Here is a 22,690-nt window from a genome sequence, read left to right on the forward strand (position 1 = left end):
CCGCGCTCTCCTCATTCTCTGTCCCCGCCGCGCACCGACGCGCCTCCGCGCGAGTGTGCGGCTCAGAGCCGCCCTCCTGCATGTCTCGAAGGACGTACCCGCCATGGCCGCCACCCCGGAAAAGCCGTCCACCGCCACGCCCCGCCGCAAGGTGAGCCGTCACCGCGGCGAGGGCCAGTGGGCCGTCGGCCACTTCACTCCGCTCAACGGCAATGAGCAGTTCAAAAAGGACGACGACGGTCTCAACGTACGGACACGTATCGAGACGATCTACTCCAAGGCCGGGTTCGACTCGATCGACCCCAATGATCTGCGCGGCCGGATGCGCTGGTGGGGGCTGTACACCCAGCGCAGGCCCGGGATCGACGGCGGCAAGACCGCGATCCTGGAGCCGGAGGAGCTGGACGACAAGTACTTCATGCTGCGGGTACGGATCGACGGCGGCAGGCTGACCACGGAGCAGCTCAAGACCATCGGCGGGATCTCGCAGGAGTTCGCGCGCGGGACGGCGGACATCACCGACCGGCAGAACATCCAGCTCCACTGGATCCGGATCGAGGACGTGCCGGAGATCTGGCGGCGTCTGGAGGGCGTCGGCCTGTCGACCACCGAGGCCTGCGGGGACACACCGCGGGTGATCCTCGGTTCACCGGTCGCCGGGGTCGCCGAGGACGAGATCATCGACGGCACCTGGGCCATCGACGAGATCAACGCCCGCTTCATCGGGACCAAGGAGTTCTCGAACCTCCCGCGCAAGTTCAAGACGGCGATCTCCGGGTCGCCGCTGCTGGACGTGGCGCACGAGATCAACGACATCGCGTTCGTCGGCGTGGAGCATCCCGAGCACGGCCCCGGCTTCGACCTGTGGGTCGGCGGCGGCCTGTCGACCAACCCGAAGATCGGGCAGCGGCTCGGCGCCTGGGTCCCGCTCGACGAGGTGCCGGACGTATGGGCCGGAGTCATCGGGATCTTCCGTGACTACGGCTACCGCCGGCTGCGCACCCGCGCCCGGCTGAAGTTCCTGGTCGCCGACTGGGGCACGGAGAAGTTCCGCCGGATCCTCCAGGACGAGTACCTCAAGCGCGAACTGATCGACGGTCCCGCGCCGGCGCAGCCCGTACAGCAGTGGCGCGACCACGTCGGTGTGCACCGCCAGCGGGACGGACGCTTCTACGTCGGCTTCGCGCCGCGCGTCGGCCGGGTGGACGGCCCGACCCTGACGAAGATCGCCGAACTGGTCGCGGCACACGGCTCCGACCGGCTGCGTACCACCGTCGAGCAGAAGATGATCGTCCTCGATGTGGCGGAGGACCGGATCGACTCACTGGTGGCCGGTCTCGAAGCGCTGGACCTGCGGGTCAAGCCCTCGCCGTTCCGGCGCGGCACCATGGCCTGCACCGGTATCGAGTTCTGCAAGCTGGCGATCGTCGAGACCAAGCAGCGCGGCGCCACGCTGATCGACGAACTGGAGCGCCGCCTCCCGGACTTCGACCAGCCGATCACCATCAATGTCAACGGCTGCCCCAACGCCTGCGCCCGTATCCAGGTGGCGGACATCGGCCTCAAGGGCCAGCTCGTCCTGGACAAGCACGGCAACCAGGTCGAGGGCTTCCAGGTGCACCTGGGCGGCGCGCTGGGTCTGGAGGCCGGCTTCGGCCGCAAGGTCCGCGGGCTGAAGGTCACGTCCGAAGAGCTGCCCGAGTATGTCGAGCGGGTACTCGGCCGCTTCCAGAAGGAGCGCGAGGACGGCGAGCGCTTCGCCGCCTGGGCGGCCCGCGCGTCGGAGGAGGCGCTGTCGTGAGCCTCGGCGGACCACGGCGGAAGGAGCGGACATGAGCGAGCGCGCCGCGCCTTTCTACTGCCCCTACTGCGGCGACGAGGACCTGCGCCCCCATGAGCAGGGCCACGGCGCCTGGGAGTGCGCCGCGTGCAACCGGGCCTTCCAGCTCAAGTTCCTCGGGCTGCTGTCGCGCGGACTCCAGCGGAGCGACGGACAGGAAGGGACGTGACGGCCATGACGGCACTGACGGAGACCGACGGTCCGAAGGGCCTCGCCGAGCGGGCGGGACGGGAACTGGAGGACGCCTCCGCCCCGGAGATTCTGCGCTGGGCCACGGAGACATTCGGGAAACGTTTCTGCGTCACCTCCTCGATGGAGGACGCGGTGGTCGCCCATCTCGCCTCCCGGGTGCTGCCCGGCCTCGATGTGGTCTTCCTCGACACCGGCTACCACTTCCCCGAGACCATCGGCACCCGTGACGCGGTGGAAGCCGTGATGGAGGTCCGCCTCATCACCCTCACCCCGCGCCAGAGCGTCGCCGAGCAGGACGCCGAGTACGGCCCGAGGCTGCACGACCGCGACCCCGACCTCTGCTGCGCCCTGCGCAAGGTCAAGCCCCTGGAAGAGGGCCTGACCGGGTATGACGCCTGGGCCACCGGGCTGCGCCGCGACGAGTCACCGACCCGCGCGAACACCCCGGTCGTCGGCTGGGACGAGAAGCGCGGGAAGGTCAAGGTCTCCCCGATCGCCCGCTGGACGCAGGACGACGTGGACGCGTACGTCGCCGAGCACGGCGTGCTCACCAATCCGCTGCTGACGGACGGTTACGCCTCCGTGGGGTGCGCCCCCTGCACCCGCCGGGTGCTGGAGGGCGAGGACGCGCGCGCCGGACGCTGGGCCGGACGCTCCAAGACCGAATGCGGACTGCACGGATGACGGACCATCAGCGCGATCGCGAGGAGCGGCGGTTGAGTGCGACGGGGCGGGCTGTGACGGAGCGGGGCGCCACGGTCTGGCTCACCGGGCTGCCGAGCGCGGGCAAGACGACCATCGCGTACGAACTGGCCGGCCGGCTCCGTACCGAGGGCCACCGGGTCGAGGTGCTCGACGGCGACGAGATCCGGGAGTTCCTCTCGTCCGGTCTCGGCTTCAGCCGCGAGGACCGGCACACCAATGTCCAGCGCATCGGCTTCGTCGCGGAACTCCTCGCGTCCAACGGCGTCAAGGCGCTGGTGCCGGTGATCGCGCCGTACGCGGACAGCCGCGAGGCGGTGCGCAAGCGCCATCACACCGAGTCCACCGGCTATCTGGAGATCCATGTGGCCACGCCGGTCGAGGTGTGCTCCGTACGCGATGTGAAGGGGCTGTACGCCCGGCAGGCGGCGGGCGAGATCTCCGGGCTCACCGGGGTCGACGACCCCTACGAGGCCCCGGAGTCGCCGGATCTGCGGATCGAGTCGCACACCCAGTCCGTCGAGGAGTCCGCCGCCGCGCTCCACGCGCTGCTCACCGAGAGGGGTCTCGCGTGACCACGACCGTCGCAGCCGTGAGCGAGGGCACCGGCGCCCCGTACGCGCTGAGCCATCTCGACGCCCTGGAGTCCGAGGCGGTCCATATCTTCCGTGAGGTGGCGGGGGAGTTCGAGCGGCCGGTGATCCTCTTCTCCGGCGGCAAGGACTCGATCGTCATGCTGCATCTCGCGCTGAAGGCGTTCGCGCCCGCGCCGGTGCCGTTCTCGCTGCTGCACGTGGACACCGGGCACAACTTCCCCGAGGTGCTGGAGTACCGGGACCGTACGGTGGCCGGGCACGGGCTGCGGCTGCATGTCGCCTCCGTACAGGAGTACATCGACGCGGGGAAGCTGCGGGAGCGGCCCGACGGCACCCGCAATCCGCTCCAGACCGTCCCGCTGACCGAGAAGATCCAGGCCGAGCGGTTCGACGCGGTCTTCGGCGGCGGCCGGCGCGACGAGGAGAAGGCGCGCGCCAAGGAGCGGGTGTTCTCGCTGCGCGACGAGTTCTCCCAGTGGGACCCGCGCCGGCAGCGGCCCGAGCTGTGGCAGCTCTACAACGGCCGGCACGCCCCCGGGGAGCATGTCCGGGTCTTCCCGCTCTCCAACTGGACCGAGCTGGACGTCTGGCAGTACATCGCCCGCGAGGGGATCGAACTCCCCCGGATCTACTTCGCGCACGAGCGCGAGGTCTTCCGGCGCTCCGGCATGTGGCTGACCGCGGGTGACTGGGGCGGCCCCAGGGAGTCCGAGACCGTCGAGCGGCGCCAGGTGCGCTACCGCACGGTCGGGGACATGTCCTGCACGGGCGCGGTCGACTCGGACGCCACCACGCTCGACGCGGTGATCGCGGAGATCGCCGCCTCCCGGCTGACCGAGCGCGGCGCGACCCGCGCCGACGACAAGCTGTCCGAGGCCGCGATGGAAGACCGCAAGCGCGAAGGGTACTTCTAGCCATGACGAGCACCACCGAGCCGTCCGCGGAGTTCGCCGGGTTCGCCGAGGGGCGCCCGGCGACCACACTGCTGCGCTTCGCCACCGCGGGCTCCGTCGACGACGGCAAGTCCACGCTGGTGGGCCGGCTGCTGCACGACTCCAAGTCGGTGCTGACCGACCAGTTGGAGGCCGTCGAGCACGCCTCCCGCAGCCGGGGCCAGAACGCCCCCGATCTGGCGCTGCTCACGGACGGCCTGCGGGCCGAGCGCGAGCAGGGCATCACCATCGACGTCGCCTACCGCTACTTCGCCACGCCCCGGCGGCGGTTCATTCTCGCGGACACGCCGGGGCATGTGCAGTACACCAGGAACATGGTCACCGGCGCCTCGACCGCGGAGCTGGCCGTCGTCCTGGTGGACGCCCGCAACGGTGTGGTCGAGCAGACCCGCCGGCACGCCGCGGTGGCCGCGCTGCTGCGCGTTCCGCATGTGGTCCTCGCGGTCAACAAGATGGATCTGGCCGGGTACGAGGAGCCGGTGTTCGCCGCCATCGCCGAGGAGTTCACGGCGTACGCGGCCTCGCTGGGCATACCCGAGGTCACGGCGATCCCGATCTCGGCGCTGGCCGGTGACAATGTCGTGGAGCCGTCCGCGCACATGGACTGGTACGGCGGCCCGACCGTGCTGGAGCATCTGGAGACCGTGCCCGTCAGCCATGATCTGACCGGCGCCCCGGCGCGCTTCCCGGTGCAGTACGTGATCCGCCCGCAGACCGCCGAGCACCCCGACTACCGCGGCTACGCGGGCCAGATCGCCTCCGGGGTCCTGCGGGTGGGCGACCCGGTGACCGTGCTGCCCTCGGGCCGCACGAGCACCATCGAGTCCATCGACGCGCTGGGCGGGAGCGTGGACCTCGCCTGGGCCCCGCAGTCCGTGACCCTCCGGCTCGCCGACGACATCGACATCTCGCGCGGCGATCTGATCGCCCCCAGCGCCGGCGCGCCCGCCACCACCCAGGACGTGGAGGCGACCGTCTGCCATGTCGCCGACGCGCCGCTGGTGGTGGGCCAGCGGGTGCTGCTGAAGCACACCACCCGTACGGTCAAGGCGATCGTGAAGGAGATCCCGTCGCGGCTGACGCTGGACGATCTCTCCCAGCATCCGGCGCCGGGGCGGCTCGTCGCCAATGACATCGGCCGGGTCCGGGTCCGTACGGCCGAGCCCCTCGCGCTCGACGCCTACGCGGACTCCCGGCGCACCGGCTCCTTTCTGCTGATCGACCCCGCGGACGGTACGACGCTGACCGCCGGCATGGCGGGCGACGCGTTCACCGACGGGGCCGCCGGGGCCGCGGGCACCGCCGACGCCGACGCCGCCGACCACGACGCCTGGGACTTCTGATGGTGAGGGACATGTACGCGACCTTCGCGAAGGAGGGCGGCCGCGTCGGCAGCGGCGCCCTCGGCGCGGGAACGGGCGGGGTGGCGCGATGTGTGCGATGACGTACGCGCACCGCTCGCGCGCCCGCACCCCCCACCTGCCGTCTCCGTGTCCGTCGCACCACCCCGACCCCCCGCACCCCCGAAGACCTGCCGACTTCCCGGTCCCGCCCCCGTACTCCGGAAGGGCGTGAGCACCGGGCCAACGAGAGGAACCCCTCCCGTGCCAGCCTCCCGCTCCCTCGCGCGCCGTCGTCTCGCCGCCGTCGCCACCGCACTGCCCCTGCTCACCGTCGCGCTCACCTCCTGCGGCTACGGCTCGGACTCCGACACCGAGGACGACAAGGTCGCCCCCGCCGTCACGGGCAAGGCGCTCTCGGCCGACACGGTGAAGATCGGCTACTTCCCGAACCTGACCCATGCCACGGCTCTCGTCGGCATCCAGGAGGGGCTCTTCCAGAAGGAGCTGGGCGGCACGAAGGTGGCGCCGTCCACCTTCAACGCGGGCCCCTCCGAGATCGAGGCCCTCAACGCGGGCAGCATCGACATCGGCTTCATCGGCCCCTCCCCCGCCATCAACGGCTACACCCAGACGGGCGGCAAGAGCCTGCGCATCATCGGCGGTTCGGCCTCCGGCGGTGTGAAGCTGGTGGTGAACCCGGCGAAGATCAAGACCCTGGACGACATCAAGGGCAAGAAGATCGCCACTCCGCAGCTCGGCAACACCCAGGACGTGGCCTTCCTCAACTGGATCTCCGAGAAGGGCTGGAAGGTCGACGCCCAGTCCGGCAAGGGCGATGTGTCCGTCGTCCGTACGGACAACAAGATCACCCCCGACGCCTACAAGGCGGGCTCCATCGACGGCGCCTGGGTGCCGGAGCCGACCGCGTCCAAGCTGATCTCCGAGGGCGCCAAGGAGCTGCTGAACGAGTCCGACCTGTGGCCGGACAAGAAGTTCGTGATCACGAACATCATCGTGTCGCAGAAGTTCCTCGGCGAGCACCCGGACGTGGTCGAGGCCGTGCTGCGGGCCTCGGTGAAGACGAACGAGTGGATCAACGCCAATGACGCCCAGGCCAAGGCGGCGGCCAACGAGGCGCTGAAGACGCTCTCGGGCAAGGCCCTGCCGCCGGAGGTGCTCGACCCGGCGTGGGAGTCGATCGAGATCATCAACGACCCGCTGGCCGCGACGCTCCAGGCGGAGGCCGACCACGCGGTCAAGGCCGGTCTGCTGGAGAAGCCCGACCTGGCCGGCATCTACGACCTGCGGCCCCTGAACAAGGTGCTCACGGCGGCGGGACAGCCCGAGGTCGCCGACGCCGGTCTCGGCGTCAAGTAGCCGGATGCCCGCCGCGTCCGGCCTGTCCGGCGTATCCGTCGCGGCCACCGTGTCCGCGTGATCCCGTTCCGTTCCCACACCGTCCCCAGGAGGTGACGACCATGGCGACAGCTCTCGCCAAGGCCGCCGACAGCACCCCGGCGGTGGACCACGCCGCCCGTATCGCGCACGTCTCGAAGACCTTCGTGACGCCGGCCGGGCAGCAGCTCGTCCTGGACGACATCACCCTCGATGTCGCCCCGGGCGAGTTCGTCACCCTCCTGGGAGCGTCCGGGTGCGGCAAGTCCACCCTGCTCAATCTGGTCGCGGGGCTGGACCGGCCGTCCGCCGGGTCCATCGAGACACCCGGCGGGCGGCCGGCCCTGATGTTCCAGGAGCACGCGCTGTTCCCGTGGCTGACCGCGGGCAAGAACATCGAACTGGCCCTGCGGCTGCGCGGGGTGCCCAAGCAGGAGCGGCGCGGCGAGACGGAGCGGCTGCTCGGTCTCGTACGGCTGGAGGGCTCGTACGGCAAGCGGGTGCACGAGCTGTCCGGCGGTATGCGCCAGCGGGTCGCGCTGGCCCGCGCGCTCGCCCAGGACAGCCAACTGCTGCTGATGGACGAGCCGTTCGCGGCGCTGGACGCCATCACCCGGGATGTGCTGCACGACGAGCTGACCCGGATCTGGCGCGAGACGAAGCTGTCGGTGCTGTTCGTCACACACAATGTGCGCGAGGCCGTGCGGCTGGCCGAGCGGGTCGTCCTGCTGTCGTCGCGGCCCGGCCGGGTGGCCCATCAGTGGCGTGTGGACATTCCGCAGCCGCGCCGTATCGAGGACCCCGCCGTCGCGGAGCTGTCCGTCGAGATCACCGAAGAACTGCGTGGGGAGATCCGCCGCCATGGGCAGCACTGAGACGACAGCGCCGAAGGACACGGCGCCGGAGGGTCCCGCGCCGGGGGACCCGGCCACGGGCGGGGCCGGGGGCGCCGCCGCGCACCACGATCTGGCGGGTCTGGAGGCCGGGCTCGACGCGCTGGAGACCGTACAGACCCGGCGCGCGCCCCTGCGCGAGACACTCGTCCAGAAGGTCCTGCCGCCCCTCGTCGCCGTCGCGCTGGTGCTGGTGGTGTGGCAGATCCTGGTCTGGGCGAAGGTCACCGACGACTACAAGCTGCCGTCGCCGTCGGCGGTGTGGGACGAGGTGGCCGACGCCTGGGCCCAGGGCACCCTGCTCGGCTATATCTGGACCAGCGTCTCGCGCGGTCTGCTGGGCTTCCTGCTGGCGCTGGTGATCGGTACGCCGCTCGGGCTGCTGGTGGCCCGGGTGCGGTTCGTCCGCGCGGCCATCGGCCCGATCCTGTCCGGGCTCCAGTCGCTGCCGTCGGTGGCCTGGGTGCCGCCCGCGGTGATCTGGCTGGGTCTGAACGACTCGATGATGTACGCCGTGATCCTGCTCGGCGCGGTCCCCTCGATCGCCAACGGCCTGGTCTCCGGCGTCGATCAGGTGCCGCCGCTGTTCCTGCGGGCCGGGCGTACGCTCGGCGCGACGGGGCTGCGCGGCACCTGGCACATCGTGATGCCGGCGGCGCTGCCCGGCTATCTCGCGGGGCTGAAGCAGGGCTGGGCGTTCTCCTGGCGCTCGCTGATGGCGGCGGAGATCATCGCGTCCTCGCCCGATCTCGGGGTGGGGCTCGGCCAGTTGCTGGAGAACGGCCGTACAGTCGGCAGTATGCCCATGGTGTTCCTCGCCATCGTCCTCATCCTGATCGTCGGTATCGCCATCGACCTGCTGATCTTCAGCCCGCTGGAGCGGCGGGTGCTGCGCGGCCGCGGTCTTCTCGTGAAGAGCTGATTCTCATGCACCACCCCTCTGTACCGCCTTCGGTCCTGTCGTCCGTCCTGTCGTCGGTCCGGCGGTCCGTGCCGCGGCCCGTGCCGCCTCCCGTGCTGCTGGTCGTCGCGCACGGCAGCCGCGATCCGCGCCATGCCGCGACCGTGCACGCGCTGACCCGGCGGCTGCGGTCGCTGCGGCCCGGACTGCGGGTGGAGACCGGCTTCCTGGACTTCAACGCCCCCGCCGTGCCACGGCTGCTGGACCGGCTGGCGGGGGAGGGCGTGGAGGACGTGGTGGTCCTGCCGCTGCTCCTGACGCGCGCGTTCCACGCCAAGGCCGACATCCCGGCCGTACTGCGGGAGGCGCGGGCGCGCCATCCGCGTCTGCGGGTGCGGTCGGCCGAGGTGCTCGGTCCGTCGCCACTGCTGGTCGAGGCGCTGGAGCGGCGGCTGTACGAGGCGGGACTCAGGCCCGCCGACCGTGCCTCGACCGGGGTCGTGCTGGCCTCGGCGGGCTCCTCGGACCCGGAGGCGATCGCGGTGATCGCCCGTATCGCCCGGGAGTGGCGGCGCACCGGCTGGTGCGCCGTGCGGCCCGCGTTCGCCTCCGCGTCGCTGCCGCGCACCGAGGACGCGGTGCGGGCGCTGCGGGCCGAAGGCGTACGGAGGATCGCCGTGGCGCCGTATGTCATCGCCCCCGGCTTCCTGCCCGACCGCATCGCGGCCGGCGCCCGGGAGGGCGGCGCCGATGTGCTGGCCAGCGTCCTGGGCGCGGCTCCGGAGCTGGCGCGGCTGCTGCTGCGCCGCTACGACGAGCGGGCGGCGGCCCCGGACGGTCTCATACGGCTGGCACGCCCGGCGTGACCCGCCCGGCGTGACCGCGCGGGACGGACGGCGTGCGGCCGGCCAGACAGACGGACGGACGGACGGACGGCGCGGGGTCAGTCGTACGGTGCGGGGTCAGTGCGGGGTCAGCCGTACGGCGCGGGGTCAGTCGTACGGGGTGCCCTGGTGGAAGTAGAGCAGCCAGCCGCTCTCGGTCAGCCGCCACACCGAACTGCGGTGGGCCCGGCGGCCGTTGACATCCGTGTCGAAGGTCAGCAGCACCACGCCGGGGGCGAGCTGGACGCCTCGCATCTTGGATGTGGTGATCGGCCGGGGTCCGGGCGCGCCCTGCGCGGTGAGCGCGGCGACGAGCGCGTCGCGGTCCCACTCGCGGCCCGAGACACCGAACTCCCTGAAGTCCGGATGGAGCAGTCCCCCGAGCAGGTCCGCGGAGGCGCGGACCACCGGGTCGAGCAGCCGCAGTTCGGCCTGGATGGCGGACGAGATAGCGGAGGCGCGGTCAGCCACGGGTCAGCTCCACCAGTTTGACGACGGTGTTCCAGTTGCGGCTGGTGGCCGTGACGCCCGGGAGGAGGCCGGGTGCGGCCAGCGCCCCGGCGAGCTTGGAGCGCCCGAGGCCGTCGGGTGTGTAGAGATACAGCACCCGGTCCCCCAGGCCGAAGTCCTCGGGGAGATAGGCAGCCTTGTCGATCGTGGCGAGCCGTCCCGCGTCCACCTGTTCGGAGAAGTAGGTGGCGTGGAGCTGCTTGCCCTCCAGGGTGGCGGCGGGGAAGGGGCACCGCTCGGCGACCTCCCGCAGATACGCGGCGCCGCGCACCAGACAGTCGACGGTGAACCCGAAGCGCCGCTCGATGGCACGCTCCAGACCGGCGGCGAGGGCGCTCTCGTCGTCGCAGTCGCTGGTGAAGACCGCGTTTCCGCTCTGGAGGTAGGTACGGACCTCGCGGTGGCCCAGTTCCGAGAGCAGCTCGCGCAGGTCGGCCATCGGGACCCGTCTGTGGCCGCTGACATTGATTCCGCGCAGGAGCGCCGCGTATGCCGTGGTCATGAGCACACGATAGGACGCGGGGCCGCGCCCGGGGCGCCCGGCACGAGCGAGGCGGCCGCCGCGCCCCGTGGGGGGAGAGCGCGACGGCCGCCGGTTCCGCGGGTCGTACGGCTACTCGACGATCTTGAGCAGCTTGTTGGCGGTGCCCGCCGTCGCGTCGGTGATCGCGTCGGGCGTGGCACCGTCGGTCAGGGCCGTGGCGACCTGGTCCGGCGTGGCGTCCGGGTGCCCGGCGAGATACAGGGCCGCCGCGCCGGCGACATGGGGCGTGGCCATCGAGGTGCCGGAGATGGTGCTGATGGCGTTGTCGCTGTTGTTCCAGTCCGAGGTGATGCTGGAGCCGGGGGCGTAGAGATCGACGATCGCGCCGTAGTTGGAGAAGTACGACTGTCCGTCCTCCAGGGTGGACGAGGCGACCGTGATGGCCTCCTCGACCCGGGCCGGCGAGGTGAGGCTCGCGTCGCTGGAGTCGTTGCCGGCCGCCACGGCGAAGGTGACCCCGGAGGCGATGGCGTTGCGTACGGCTTCGTCCAGGGCCGGGTCGGCGCCGCCACCGAGGCTCATATTGGCGACGGACGGGCCCTGGTGGTTCGCGGCGACCCAGTCGATCCCGGCGATGACCTGCTCGGTGGTGCCGAAGCCGCTGTCGTCGAGGACCCGTACGGAGACGATCCTCGCCTTCTTGGCGACGCCGTGCGCGGCGCCGGCGATGGTGCCGGCGACATGCGTGCCGTGGCCGTAGCCGTCGTCGGCGGAGTTGTCGCCGTCGATGGCGTCGTAGCCGTAGCCGGCGCGGCCCTCGAAGTCCTGATGGGTGATCCGGACACCGGTGTCGATGACATACGCCGTCACCCCCTCACCGGCGCTGTCCGGGTAGGTGTACGCGTTGTCGCCGGCGGTCGTGGTCTGGTCGACGCGGTCGAGGCCCCAGGAGGGCGGGTCGGCCTGGGTGGCGTTGATGGTGAAGGTCTTGTTCTGGACGACCTTGGCGACGGCGGGGTCGGCGGCGAGGCGCTTGGCCTCCGTCTCGGTCAGTCCGTCGGCGGAGAAGCCGTTGACGGCCGTGGTGTAGTTCCGCTGGAGCCGGCCTCCGTACTCCTCGGCCAGTTCGCGCTTGGCGGTCTTGTCGGTCTTGTCGGTCTTGGCTGTCTTGGCGGTGTCGCCGGACCGCCCGTCCGCCTGCCGCCCGTCCGCCTGCCGGCCGTCCCGCTGGCGCAGCATCACGATGTAGCTGCCGGCCACCGCGCCCTGGGCGTCGGCGCCGTACACCACGCCCTGTGCCGGAGCCGCGCCCGCTGTGGGGGAGGTGAGCGCGGTGATTCCGGCCGCCGCGGCGACGGCGGTGAGGGCGGCGGTGAGTTTGAATCCGGTCGCACGCTGTGGAGTTGCCATGAAGAGGGGGCTCCTCGTCATCTTCTGTGGGGGGATCGTCCGGCGGACGGAAGGTCTCCGCCGGACTGGCTCGAAACCCTGACCGATTGACGCGTGCAGATCAAGGCCCACAGACGGCCGTGAACAGGTAAACATCGATCCCCCACAGGAAACCGGCCAGTCCGGAAAGCGCCGAGCCCGTCCGTTAACCACCGTTAGCTGTAGGGGGCTTCGATCCTCCTTGTCGGGGATGCGACCGGATCCGGAGCGGGACGGAGCACCGCTCCGGGGCGTCGGAACGGAGAATGATATGGCCTGATCTCAACCCCACCTTTCGGGGCGGAGAACCACAGCGCGGACCCGCGGACCGTCAGGAAGCCGCCGGGAGCGCCGATTCGATCAGGTCCGCCGCCCTCCGCGTGCCGCCCTCCGCCGCCATCCCGCGCTTGATCTCCGCCAGCCTCCTGGCCACCTCCGGGTCGGAGACCAGCTCCAGAACCGCCGCGCGCAGGGCCCGCGGTGTCGCCGCCCCGGTGTCGAGGCGCCGGGCCACCCCCAGCGAGACCAGCATGTCGGCGTTGCCGAACTGGTCGACGGCCTGCGGTACGGCGACCATCGGCGTGCCCGTCGCGAGCCCCTCCTGACTGCCGCCCGCGCCCGCGTGGGTGATGAACGCGTCGGCCTGCCGGAGCACGGCGAGCTGCGGCACCCAGCGGCGCACCTCCACGGTGGCGGGCACCTCACCCAGCTCCGACTCGTCCACATGGGCGCCGATCCCCAGCACCACGTGCCAGCCGGGCAGCGCGCCGAAGGCCTCGACGCACGCCCGGTAGAACGCGGGCTGCTTGGTGAAGGCCGAGCCGAGCGAGACCAGCAGGACCTTCTCGGCCCCGGCGGGCCGCCGCCACTCCTGCTGCCCGGCCCGCTCGTCACGGCAGGCGCCGACGAAGGTGTAGACCGACTCGTCCACCCGGTCGGCATGGGGCTGGAGCACCTTGGGGATCAGCACCAGGGAGCGGCCGGGACGGCCGACCAGCCGGTCCTGGTCGGTGTGGTCCATACGCTGCCCGGCGAGCCAGTCCGCGAACCGCGCCCGGTACGCCCGGCCGCGTTCGGTCGACATCAGCTCCGCGATCATCGGCTCGCCGACCTCCTTCTCGTACCCCTCCCAGGCGACCAGGTTCGGCGAGAGCTGGAGATACGGGACGCCCCAGCGGTGCGCGAGGACCGGCGCCGGAAAGGACGTGATGTCACTGAGGACCAGATCGGGCCGGTCGTCCTCGAACGCGGCGGCGAGCTGCGGCAGCGCCTGGACCGCGTCGTCGAGGAACGGTTCGAGGTTGTCGATCAGTTCCGTGCCCCAGGCCTCCGGATCGTCGTCCGGGCCGGGCAGGACGGAGGTGTAGAGCACCGGCTCCGCACCGGTCGCCGCCACCTTCTCGGCGAAGGAGGCGGGGATCGCGTAACTGACGCGATGGCCCCGGGCCACCAGCTCCCGGATGATGTCGAGGCTCGGGTTCACATGTCCGTGGGCGGCGATGGAGAACATGGCGATATGGGCGGGCTGCGGTGGGGTCATGACAGCACCGTAACGAGACGATACGTCTCGTGCAATCCAGTAAGCGTGCGCCCCCCTCAGCGCTGATAGCGGGCCAGTACTCTGTTCCCGTCCTCGACCAGGCGTTTCTCCAGCTCGGCGCGGTCGATCGCCCCGCTGTAGTACTCCTGGAGCGCCGGCGTCGCCACCTTGTCCTTCCACTCGGGATAGCCGCGCACCGACTGGGCGGGGGCCGGGCGCAGTTCCCGTGCGAGCGCCGCCCCCGTCGCCCAGCCGTCCTCGGCCACCCGCAGGGACGGATCCCGGAGCGCCCGCGTACCGGTCGGCAGCATCCAGTCGCCCTTGGCGAGCCGCACCATGTTCTCCGGCCCGAGCAGGAAGTCGATGAACCGCACGGCCTCCTTCTTGTACGGGCTGTCCTCGGCCACGGAGAGGGTCTGCGGGCTCACCCCCTGGGCCAGGCTCCCGCCCTCACCGGCCGGAGCGGGCAGTACGGTCCATTCGAACCCCTCCGGTGCCTGCTGGACGATCTGCTGACGGTAGGAGAAGCCCAGCGGGACCATCGCGTACTTGCCGGCGAACAGACCGGGCAGGGTGTCGGAACCGCCCATGCCCAGGGTGGCCCCGGACGCGCTCCCGTCCCGGTTGACCTGGTCATGGATGGTGTCGGGGACCACTCCGTCCCCGCCGGTGAACCGGATCGTCACCTTCCCGTCCGCGCCCCGGTGGAAGAGCCGCCCGCCGGCCGAGAGCCCCAGATTGAGCGTGGCGGAGACGGGGTCCTTGAGCGGCCAGGCGACCGCGTACGTCCCCGGGCCCGTCCGCTCGGTCAGCTCCCGGGTGATCCGCCGGAACTCCGGCCAGCTCCAGGGCCGTTCGACGGTCGGGACACGCACCCCGGAGGATTCGAGGATCCTCGTGCCGGCGATCAGGACACGCGGCTCCTGGAGGAACGGCACACCGTACACACCCTCACCGAAGGTGGCCGCGTCCCAGCTCCGCTCCGGGATGTCCCGCTTCAGGCGGTCGGGCAGCAGGGGCCCCAGATCGGTGAGATGGCCGCCGTACGCGAAGTCGGCCAGATCGTCGGAGGCGTCATGGATGATGTCCGGTGCCTCACCGCCCTCGAAGGAGGTGAGCAGTTGGTCATGGACGCTGTCCCAGCTCCCCTGGACATACTCGACCCGGATCTCCGGATGGGCCGCGTTCCACTCCCGCACCAGTTCCCTGGTGACCCGGACCGACTCGTCCTGCCAGGCCAGGGACTGGAAGCGCAGGGTGATCCGCCCGCCGTGCGCGTCCCCGCCGCCGTCACCGCCGGCACAGCCCCCGAGCAGCAGGGCGAGGGCGGCCACCATGACCAGGACCTGCCGGGTCCGGGTCCGGGTCAGGATCCGGGGCCGGGTCCGCATATCCGGCCGCGACCGCGTCCGGCGGCCCATCAGCTCTTCACCGCCCCGGCGAGCATCCCGCCCGTGATCCGCCGCTGGATGATCGCGAAGACGACGAGTGAGGGCAGCGTCGCGAGAAACGCGGCGGCGGCCAGCGGCCCGAGATCGGCGACGCCCTCCGCCCCCAGAAAGTGGGTGAGGACGACCGGCAGGGTCTGTTTCTCCGGGGACTTGAGCAGGACGAGGGCGAAGAAGAACTCGTTCCACGCGGTGATGAAGGCGAAGAGCGCCGTGGCGACGATACCGGGGGCCAGCAGCGGCCCGGTGACCGAGACGAGCGTACGGAGCCTTCCCGCGCCGTCCACGGCCGCCGCCTCCTCCAGCTCGGCGGGCAGGGCCCGGACATAGCCGCTCAGCATCCAGAGCGCGAACGGGAGGGCCCAGACGACGTACACCAGGACCAGCCCGGTCAGCGAGTTGATCAGCCGCAGATTTTTGAGCACCAGGAAGAGCGGGATGATCACCAGCACGAAGGGGAACGCCTGGCTGATCACCACCCAGCCGGTGACCGCCCCCGAGAGCCCGCCGCGCCGACGGGCCGTCACATAGGCCATCGGGGTGGCGATGAGCACGGCGATCAGGGCCGCCGCCAGGGCGGCGGTCAGGCTGTTGCCCGCGGCCCGCAGCAGCGGCTGCTCCTCGAAGGCCTGCCGGAAGTTGCCCAGCGTGGGATCGCGCGGGATCCAGGTGGGATGGAGACTGCCCAGCTCCCTGGCGGGCTTGAAGGCCGTGGAGAGCAGCCAGAGGAAGGGCAGGGCGAGGAAGACGAGATAGCACAGGAGCGCGAGATACTGCCCGGCCCGCGCCGGTCCACCGGTACGCGGACTCATCGCCCGTCCTCCCCCTGTCCGAGCCGTCCCGCGAGCCGGAGCGCGAGGATCACCGCGATCACGGCCACCATCACGCATCCCATGGCCGCCGCGTAGCCGAACTGGCCGTAGCGGAAGGCCTCCTCGTACGCGAAGAGCATCGGCAGTCTGGTACGCCCGCCGGGTCCGCCGTTGGTCAGCACATAGACCAGGGCGAAGGAGTTGAAGCTCCAGATGAAGTTGAGCGCCGTGACGGCCAGCGCGACGGGCCGCAGCGCGGGCCAGGTGACGGTACGGAACCGGCGCCAGGCGCCCGCGCCGTCCAGCGCCGCCGCCTCGTGCAGTTCCCCCGGGGTGTTCTGGAGGCCGGCCAGGAGGGCGACCGTCGTCTGCGGCATACCGGCCCAGATGCCGACGACGATCACCGCGGGCAGGGCGGTGGCGAGTCCGGTCAGCCAGTCCCGCCCCTCGCCGAGGCCCAGATCCCGGAGGGTCTCGTTGAGGATGCCCGCGTCGGCGTTGTAGACGAGCCGCCACATGATGCCGACGACCACCTCCGGCATCGCCCAGGGAATGATCGCCAGGGAGCGGGCCAGCCACCGGAAGCGGAGATTCTGGTTGAGCAGCAGGGCGAGACCGAGCGCGAGCACGAACTGCGGCACGGTCACCCCGGCCGCCCACAGCAGGCCGATCCCGAACGAGTCCCAGAACAGGGTGTCGTGCAGCAGGTCCTGGAAGTTCAGTGCGCCGATCCACCGGGTGGGCTCGGTACGGCCGGACTGCGCGTCGGTGAAGGCGAGCGCGATGCCGTACAGCAGCGGTCCGACGCTCAGCAGCAGGATCGGAATCAGCGCGGGCAGCACCAGGAACCAGGCGCCGTGGTCCAGGGGCCTTCCCGGCCGCCCGCCGCCGCTCCGTGCCCCGCCCGGCCGCCGGCCGCCCGGCCGGTCCCCGTCCGGCCCGTCCTTCCCGGATCGCTCCACCGTGGTCGCCGATGTCACGGATTCGACTCCTTCGGGCGGCGTGTGACGGTCCGGCCGCCCCGGCGGCCCCCGTCATCGTGCTGACGGGGTCTCCGTCCGTCAAGACGGCCGGCACGGATGCGAGACTTGCGCGGACCGGCCGACGGGAAGGCCGACGGGAAGTGAGTGGGCGGACGATGGACGAGGTACGGGCGCGGGAGATCCTGGCCGCGACGGGGCTGCCGGACGGCGCGGAGCTGCTCTCCCTCGGGGAGAACGCGGTGTTCGCCGCCGGCGAGCTGATCGTCAAGGTCGGGCGGAACGCCGAGGACCACCCCGAGCTGCTGGACCGCGCGCGGCGTGAAGTCGCCATCGCGTCCTGGCTCGCGGAGTCCGGCGTTCCGGCCGTGCGGGCCGCCGAGCCGCACCCCCGGTCGGTGGAGGGCCACCCGGTGACGCTCTGGCACCGGCTGCCCGAGGCCGTACGGCCCGCGGGCCCCGGCGATCTGGCGTCCCTGCTCCGGCTCGTCCACGCGCTGCCCGCTCCTGACCTCACGCTCCCCCGCCGTGAACTGCTGGGCGGTGTCGAACGCTGGCTGCGGATCGCGGGCGACGCGATCGACCCGGCCGACGCCGACTTCCTGCGTGGCCGCCGGGACGGCTTCGCCGGGGCCGCGGCCTCGCTCACCCCGCATCTGCCCCCGGGTCCGATCCACGGCGACGCGCTGCCGCGCAATGTCCATGTGGGCCCGCGAGGACCGGTCCTGGTCGATCTGGAGACGTTCTCCATGGACTTCCGGGAGCACGACCTCGTGGTGATGGCCCTCTCCCGTGACCGGTACGGGCTGCCCGCCGAGGCGTACGACACCTTCACCACGTCCTACGGCTGGGATGTCCGCGCGTGGCCGGGCTGTCCGGTCCTGCGCGGCGCCCGCGAGACGGCGAGCTGCGCCTGGGTGGCCCAGCACGCGCCGACCAACCCCCAGGCGCTCGCGGAGTTCCGCCGGCGGGTCGCCTCACTGCGCGACGACGACCCCGAGGTCCGCTGGTACCCGTTCTGACGCCCGGCGGACCCGGCAGGACCCGACGGGACCCGGAGGACGGGGCGCGAGGCCGCGCCGGGACGAGGACCGTGCCCGGAGCCCGCTCAGGGCCTCGACGCCACTGGCTCGCGCACCGGCCAGGCCGCGTCGACCACCGCGTCCGCGTTCCCCTTCTTCCTCAGGAACCGCTCGAAGTCCGCCGCCCACTCGGCGTACCACTGGATCTGACGCTCATGCAGCCGAGCCGGGGTCAGCTCCGCCACCGAGGTGTGCCGGTCCGCTATCGCGGTGGCCACCCGGACGGCCGCCAGGGCGTCCGCGCCCGCCTCGTGCGCGCTGTCCAGCACCACGCCGTACTCCGCGCAGACCGCCTCCAGAGTGCGCTTGCCACGGCGGTAGCGGTCGACGGCGCGGTCGATCGTGTACGGGTCGATCACCGGGCCGATCCCGGCGAACGGCGCCAGTCCGTGCCGGCGCAGCTCGGCGGAGAGCAGCGTCAGATCGAACGGCGCGTTGTACGCCACCACCGGCACTCCGCGCGCCCAGTACTCCCCGAGCACCTCGGCGACCTCCTGGGCCACTTCGGCCGCGGGACGCCCCTCGGCCGCCGCCCGTTCGCTGCTGATGCCATGGACCGCGGACGCCTGGGCGGGGATACGGATACCCGGATCGGCCAGCCAGGTCCGCTGCCGTATCACCTCGCCGCCCCGGACCTCGACGACGGCGGCGGTCACGATCCGCGCCTCCAGCGGCTCCGTGCCGGTCGTCTCCAGGTCGAATCCGACCAGTGGTTCCCCATGCCAAGTCATCGTGGCCCTCCCTCATGGTGCGGTGGTGCTTCCCCCGTTGGACCTTCACCCTGCCACGCGCCACTGACAACGCCGTGGCGACGGCGGGGGAACGGGCGGGGTCCCCCCGGCCCTGTCCGTCCCGCGCACGGGACTCCGCGGGCTCAGGAGACCGGCCTGGAGTCGCTCCAGACCGACTCGAACTCCTCGCGGTAGGTCTGGAAGAGACCGTGCTCCGTCTCCTGGCCCGAACGGACCACGTCACGCCCGCCGCCGCGCAGCACCAGCACCGGCGCCTCCATACCGCGCGCCCGGCGCAGATAGGACTGGACGACGGCGAGTCCGTCGGAGCCGTCACCGTCGACGAGATAGGCGGTGAAGCGCGGGGTCTCGTCGAAGACATGGATCTCGAAGGCGCCCGGATCACGCAGCTTGGAGCGCACCCGGCGCATATGAAGGATGTTCATCTCCACCGAACGGCTCAGCTCGCCCTTCCTGAGCCCCAGCTCGCGTTCGCGCCGCTTGACCGCGCTGCTCGCCGGATTGAGGAAGACCAGCCGTATCCGGCAGCCCGATTCGGCGAGCCGGATCAGCCGCCGCCCCGAGAAGTTCTGGACGAGGAGGTTCAGTCCGATGCCGATGGCGTCGACACGCCGGGCGCCGCCGAAGAGATCCTCCGCCGGGATCTGCCGTTGCAGCCTCACCCGGTCGGGATGGACGGAGACCACGTCCGCGTACCGGTCGCCGACCAGGTCCTCCATGGCGTCGACCCGCAGCCGGGCCGCCGACGGCACCCCGCTGCCGCCGCCCAGGATCTCCAGCAGCCGGGCGGAGGCCCGTTCCGCCTGGGCGAGGACCGTCTCGGAGAGCGCCCGGTTGCGTGACACGACGTTCCGCGCGACCTCCAGTTCGTCGAGCGCCAGCTCCACATCGCGGCGGTCGTCGAAATACGGTTCGAAACCGGGCCAGTGCTGGACCATCAGCTCGCGGAGCTGCGGAAGCGTGAGGAAGCTCAGGACGTTGTCGTCGGCCGGGTCGAGCAGATAGCCCTTGCGCCGGGAGACCTCCCGTACGGCGACGGCGCGCTGCACCCACTCCTGCCCGGCGGGCCCGGCGGCGGCGACCACCCACTCCTCGCCGTGCACCGGTTCGTAGATGGGCCGCAGTACCGCGGCGACGACCGCGCGCAACCGCTGCTCCACCAGATTCAGCCAGATATACGCACGCCCCGCCCGCTGGGCGCGCGTACGGACCTCACTCCAGGCGTCCGGGCCCCACTCCAGCTCCGCCCCGATCTCCATCGGCCGCGCGAGGGAGACCGTTCCGGGCGGAATGTCGCCGGAGTCCCCCGCGTGACCTGCGTCACCGGGGGGCAGCTCCAACCCTCCCGAGCTCACCCGCGCACCGCCTTCCCTCCCCCTTCAACGATCAAGGAAGGGTACTCCGCCGACCGGAGGCGGTGCAGCCCGATGCACAGGCTCCTTTCACAACTCCCCTGTTCGTGCGGCTCGTTCCCGGCGGCGAGTTCGGCCGGAGTGAGCTGATTCATAGGGGTTACAGCCGTTCCGCGACCGGGCCCGACGGGGCGTTACGTCCCCCGCGGGGCCTCTGGGACCATGGCCGGGTCCGGGCGACGGCGGGGAACGTGAAGTTGACTCCGGCCTGACCCAGCGGCAAGAACCCATCGAGTTCCTAGGTGGAGCGGCTTCTTTCGGGGAAGATCTGGCTCAAGGCCCCGCAGCACCCGGATCAGAAGTGGAAGAGTCTTATCTATGCAGGTCTGGCCGGGACAGACGTATCCCCTCGGCGCCACGTACGACGGCGCCGGCACCAACTTCGCGGTCTACTCAGAGGCCGCCCACAGAATCGAGTTGTGCCTGCTGCACGACGACGGTTCAGAAACGGCGGTGGAGCTGCGCGAGACGGACGCCTTCGTACGGCATGCCTATCTGCCGGGCATCATGCCCGGTCAGCGCTATGGCTTCCGGGTCCACGGGCCGTATGAACCGGAGCGCGGGCACCGCTGCAACTCCGCCAAACTACTGCTCGATCCGTACGCGCGTGCGATCAGCGGGAGTATCGAGTGGGGCGAGTCGGTGTACGGCTACCACTTCGGCAAGCCGGACTCGCGCAATGACATGGACTCCGCGCCGCACACGATGACCTCGGTCGTGGTCAATCCGTACTTCGACTGGGGCGACGACCGGCTGCCGCGTACGGAATACCACCGCACGGTGCTCTACGAGGCCCATGTGAAGGGTCTGACCATGCTCCATCCGGAGCTGCCCGACGAGCTGCGCGGCACCTACGCGGGACTGGCCCATCCGGCGGTGATCGAGCACCTCACGGAACTGGGCGTCACCGCGCTGGAGCTGATGCCGGTGCACCAGTTCGTCAACGACCACCGGCTGGTCGACTCCGGTCTGGGCAATTACTGGGGTTACAACACGATCGGGTTCTTCGCCCCGCACAACGCGTACGCCTCGTGGGGCGACCGGGGCGAACAGGTCCTGGAGTTCAAACAGGCCGTTCGGGCGCTGCACCGGGCCGGGATCGAGGTCATCCTCGATGTCGTCTACAACCACACGGCGGAGGGCAACCATCTCGGCCCGACGCTCTCCTTCCGGGGCCTGGACAACGCCCAGTACTACCGGCTCGCCGAGAATCCCCGGTACTACACGGACACCACGGGCACCGGGAACTCGCTGCTGATGCGCAGTCCGCACGTCCTCCAGCTCATCATGGACTCGCTGCGGTACTGGGTGACCGAGATGCACGTCGACGGTTTCCGCTTCGACCTCGCGGCGACCCTCGCCCGCCAGTTCCACGAGGTGGACCGGCTGTCGTCGTTCTTCGACCTGGTCCAGCAGGACCCGGTGGTCAGCCAGGTGAAACTGATCGCCGAGCCCTGGGACGTCGGTGAGGGCGGCTATCAGGTGGGGAACTTCCCGCCGCTGTGGACCGAGTGGAACGGCAAGTACCGCGACACCGTGCGCGACCTGTGGCGGGGTGAGCCCAGGACCCTGGCGGAGTTCGCGTCCCGGCTGACCGGCTCGTCCGACCTCTACCAGGACGACGGGCGCCGGCCGCTGGCCTCCATCAACTTCACCACCTGCCACGACGGCTTCACCCTGCACGATCTCGTCTCGTACAACGAGAAGCACAACGAGGCCAACGGCGAGTCGAACCGGGACGGCGAGAGCCACAACCGGTCCTGGAACTGCGGGGTGGAGGGCGAGACCGACGATCCGGAGATCATCGAGCTGCGCAACCGCCAGATGCGCAACTTCATCGCGACGCTGATGCTCTCCCAGGGTGTCCCGATGCTCAGCCACGGGGACGAGTTCTCCCGGACGCAGGGCGGCAACAACAACGCGTACTGCCAGGACAACGAGGTCTCCTGGGTCCGCTGGCCCGAGCCGGGCGTGGAGACCGACACCAGCATGCTGGAGTTCACCCAGGCGATGGTGTGGCTGCGCCGGGACCATCCGGTGTTCCGGCGCCGGCGCTTCTTCCACGGCCGGCCGGTGGAGGGCACCCACGACGACCTGTCGGACATCTCGTGGTTCACGCCCGAGGGCGAGGAGATGAAGCAGCAGGACTGGCAGGCCGCGCACGCACAGGCCATGACGGTCTTCCTGAACGGCAACGCCATCTCCGAGCCGGGACCGCGCGGCGAGCGGATCTCGGACGACTCGTTCCTGCTGATGTTCAACGCGAGCGCCGACAAGCTGGAGTTCGTGGTGCCGCTGAACCATGGCAGGCACTGGCAGATCATGGTGGACACGGCCCGCCCGGAGGGGGTGGCCCCGGGGCAGGGGGAGAAGGTGGACGGGGGCGACCGGATCACCATGATCGGCCGCAGTATGACGGTACTGATGCGGCCCGCGTAGCCCCCGGGGCCGGGCGCGGGAACGGGCGCGGGCGCGGGACCCGGTCGGCGCTCCCGTTCCCGGTCCGGTTCTCGTCCGGTCCGGGCCGGGGGGGCCGGGTCGGC

At 71.1% G+C, this 22,690-nt stretch carries 20 protein-coding genes and 1 pseudogene; 12 read left to right on the forward strand and 9 right to left on the reverse strand.

Annotation, left to right across the window (positions count from 1 at the left end; translation table 11 throughout):
* The first annotated feature begins 103 nt into the window (after positions 1-103).
* From ACFYYH_RS23060 to ACFYYH_RS23105, 10 genes are all read left to right on the forward strand, one after another.
* Positions 104-1,801: a nitrite/sulfite reductase gene (locus ACFYYH_RS23060; protein ID WP_388554087.1), complete on the forward strand. Its 1,698-nt coding sequence runs from the start codon at positions 104-106 to the stop codon at positions 1,799-1,801.
* Between the two features lie 31 nt (positions 1,802-1,832).
* The gene (locus ACFYYH_RS23065; protein WP_388554090.1) at positions 1,833-2,009 is read left to right on the forward strand and encodes a hypothetical protein; all 177 of its coding nucleotides are present in this window, start codon (positions 1,833-1,835) and stop codon (positions 2,007-2,009) included.
* 5 nt (positions 2,010-2,014) lie between these two features.
* The gene (locus tag ACFYYH_RS23070; protein WP_388554092.1) at positions 2,015-2,716 is read left to right on the forward strand and encodes a phosphoadenylyl-sulfate reductase; all 702 of its coding nucleotides are present in this window, start codon (positions 2,015-2,017) and stop codon (positions 2,714-2,716) included.
* On the forward strand, positions 2,713-3,309 hold the full coding sequence (gene cysC, locus ACFYYH_RS23075) for an adenylyl-sulfate kinase (RefSeq protein ID WP_388554095.1): 597 nt from the start codon (positions 2,713-2,715) through the stop codon (positions 3,307-3,309). The genes ACFYYH_RS23070 and cysC overlap by 4 nt, the downstream gene beginning before the upstream one ends.
* Entirely contained in the window at positions 3,306-4,244 is a 939-nt protein-coding gene (gene cysD / locus ACFYYH_RS23080) for a sulfate adenylyltransferase subunit CysD (protein ID WP_388554098.1), read from the forward strand. The genes cysC and cysD overlap by 4 nt, the downstream gene beginning before the upstream one ends.
* Positions 4,245-4,246: 2 nt before the next feature.
* The gene (locus ACFYYH_RS23085; RefSeq protein WP_388554101.1) at positions 4,247-5,626 is read left to right on the forward strand and encodes a sulfate adenylyltransferase subunit 1; all 1,380 of its coding nucleotides are present in this window, start codon (positions 4,247-4,249) and stop codon (positions 5,624-5,626) included.
* 261 nt (positions 5,627-5,887) lie between these two features.
* Positions 5,888-7,003: an aliphatic sulfonate ABC transporter substrate-binding protein gene (locus ACFYYH_RS23090; RefSeq protein ID WP_388554103.1), complete on the forward strand. Its 1,116-nt coding sequence runs from the start codon at positions 5,888-5,890 to the stop codon at positions 7,001-7,003.
* A 101-nt stretch (positions 7,004-7,104) separates the two neighbouring features.
* Positions 7,105-7,896: an ABC transporter ATP-binding protein gene (locus ACFYYH_RS23095; RefSeq protein ID WP_388554105.1), complete on the forward strand. Its 792-nt coding sequence runs from the start codon at positions 7,105-7,107 to the stop codon at positions 7,894-7,896.
* Positions 7,883-8,836: an ABC transporter permease gene (locus ACFYYH_RS23100; protein WP_388554107.1), complete on the forward strand. Its 954-nt coding sequence runs from the start codon at positions 7,883-7,885 to the stop codon at positions 8,834-8,836. The genes ACFYYH_RS23095 and ACFYYH_RS23100 overlap by 14 nt, the downstream gene beginning before the upstream one ends.
* A gap of 5 nt (positions 8,837-8,841) precedes the next feature.
* Positions 8,842-9,681, forward strand: coding sequence for a sirohydrochlorin chelatase (locus ACFYYH_RS23105; protein WP_388554109.1), 840 nt, complete (start codon positions 8,842-8,844; stop codon positions 9,679-9,681).
* 126 nt (positions 9,682-9,807) lie between these two features.
* On the opposite strand, the gene ACFYYH_RS23110 is transcribed toward ACFYYH_RS23105, so the two are convergent.
* The 7 genes and pseudogenes from ACFYYH_RS23110 to ACFYYH_RS23140 all read right to left on the reverse strand — a co-directional run bounded on the left by ACFYYH_RS23110 (position 9,808) and on the right by ACFYYH_RS23140 (position 16,901).
* Positions 9,808-10,170: a DUF4440 domain-containing protein gene (locus ACFYYH_RS23110; RefSeq protein ID WP_388554112.1), complete on the reverse strand. Its 363-nt coding sequence runs from the start codon at positions 10,168-10,170 to the stop codon at positions 9,808-9,810.
* Positions 10,163-10,711 (reverse strand): DUF1697 domain-containing protein, encoded by a 549-nt coding sequence (locus ACFYYH_RS23115; protein WP_388554115.1) that lies wholly within the window; start codon positions 10,709-10,711, stop codon positions 10,163-10,165. The genes ACFYYH_RS23110 and ACFYYH_RS23115 overlap by 8 nt, the downstream gene beginning before the upstream one ends.
* A 111-nt stretch (positions 10,712-10,822) precedes the next feature.
* A complete protein-coding gene (locus tag ACFYYH_RS23120) occupies positions 10,823-12,103 on the reverse strand; it encodes a S8 family peptidase (RefSeq protein ID WP_388554117.1) in 1,281 nt (426 codons plus the stop codon).
* 349 nt (positions 12,104-12,452) lie between these two features.
* Positions 12,453-13,696 (reverse strand): annotated as a pseudogene (gene mgt / locus ACFYYH_RS23125) (macrolide-inactivating glycosyltransferase).
* 21 nt (positions 13,697-13,717) lie between these two features.
* The gene (locus tag ACFYYH_RS23130; RefSeq protein WP_388554120.1) at positions 13,718-15,052 is read right to left on the reverse strand and encodes an ABC transporter substrate-binding protein; all 1,335 of its coding nucleotides are present in this window, start codon (positions 15,050-15,052) and stop codon (positions 13,718-13,720) included.
* A 29-nt stretch (positions 15,053-15,081) separates the two neighbouring features.
* Positions 15,082-15,921, reverse strand: coding sequence for a carbohydrate ABC transporter permease (locus ACFYYH_RS23135; protein ID WP_388554122.1), 840 nt, complete (start codon positions 15,919-15,921; stop codon positions 15,082-15,084).
* Positions 15,918-16,901, reverse strand: coding sequence for a carbohydrate ABC transporter permease (locus ACFYYH_RS23140; RefSeq protein ID WP_388554124.1), 984 nt, complete (start codon positions 16,899-16,901; stop codon positions 15,918-15,920). Before ACFYYH_RS23140 ends, ACFYYH_RS23135 begins: the two co-directional genes overlap by 4 nt.
* Positions 16,902-17,059: 158 nt before the next feature.
* Between ACFYYH_RS23140 and ACFYYH_RS23145 the strand changes: the two genes are divergently transcribed.
* Positions 17,060-17,923: a phosphotransferase enzyme family protein gene (locus ACFYYH_RS23145; protein ID WP_388554501.1), complete on the forward strand. Its 864-nt coding sequence runs from the start codon at positions 17,060-17,062 to the stop codon at positions 17,921-17,923.
* Positions 17,924-18,009: 86 nt separating this feature from the next.
* On the opposite strand, the gene ACFYYH_RS23150 is transcribed toward ACFYYH_RS23145, so the two are convergent.
* Together ACFYYH_RS23150 and ACFYYH_RS23155 are read right to left on the reverse strand one after the other, a co-directional pair.
* Positions 18,010-18,714: a 3'-5' exonuclease gene (locus tag ACFYYH_RS23150; protein WP_388554126.1), complete on the reverse strand. Its 705-nt coding sequence runs from the start codon at positions 18,712-18,714 to the stop codon at positions 18,010-18,012.
* 143 nt (positions 18,715-18,857) lie between these two features.
* The gene (locus ACFYYH_RS23155) at positions 18,858-20,090 is read right to left on the reverse strand and encodes an SAV2148 family HEPN domain-containing protein (RefSeq protein ID WP_388554128.1); all 1,233 of its coding nucleotides are present in this window, start codon (positions 20,088-20,090) and stop codon (positions 18,858-18,860) included.
* 375 nt (positions 20,091-20,465) lie between these two features.
* Here ACFYYH_RS23155 and glgX point away from each other — a divergent pair, with 375 nt between their 5' ends.
* Positions 20,466-22,586, forward strand: a complete 2,121-nt coding sequence (gene glgX / locus ACFYYH_RS23160) for a glycogen debranching protein GlgX (protein WP_388554131.1) — start codon at positions 20,466-20,468, stop codon at positions 22,584-22,586.
* Positions 22,587-22,690 lie beyond the last annotated feature (104 nt).

This window comes from Streptomyces sp. NPDC002018 (assembly GCF_042890865.1).
Lineage (GTDB): Bacteria > Actinomycetota > Actinomycetes > Streptomycetales > Streptomycetaceae > Streptomyces.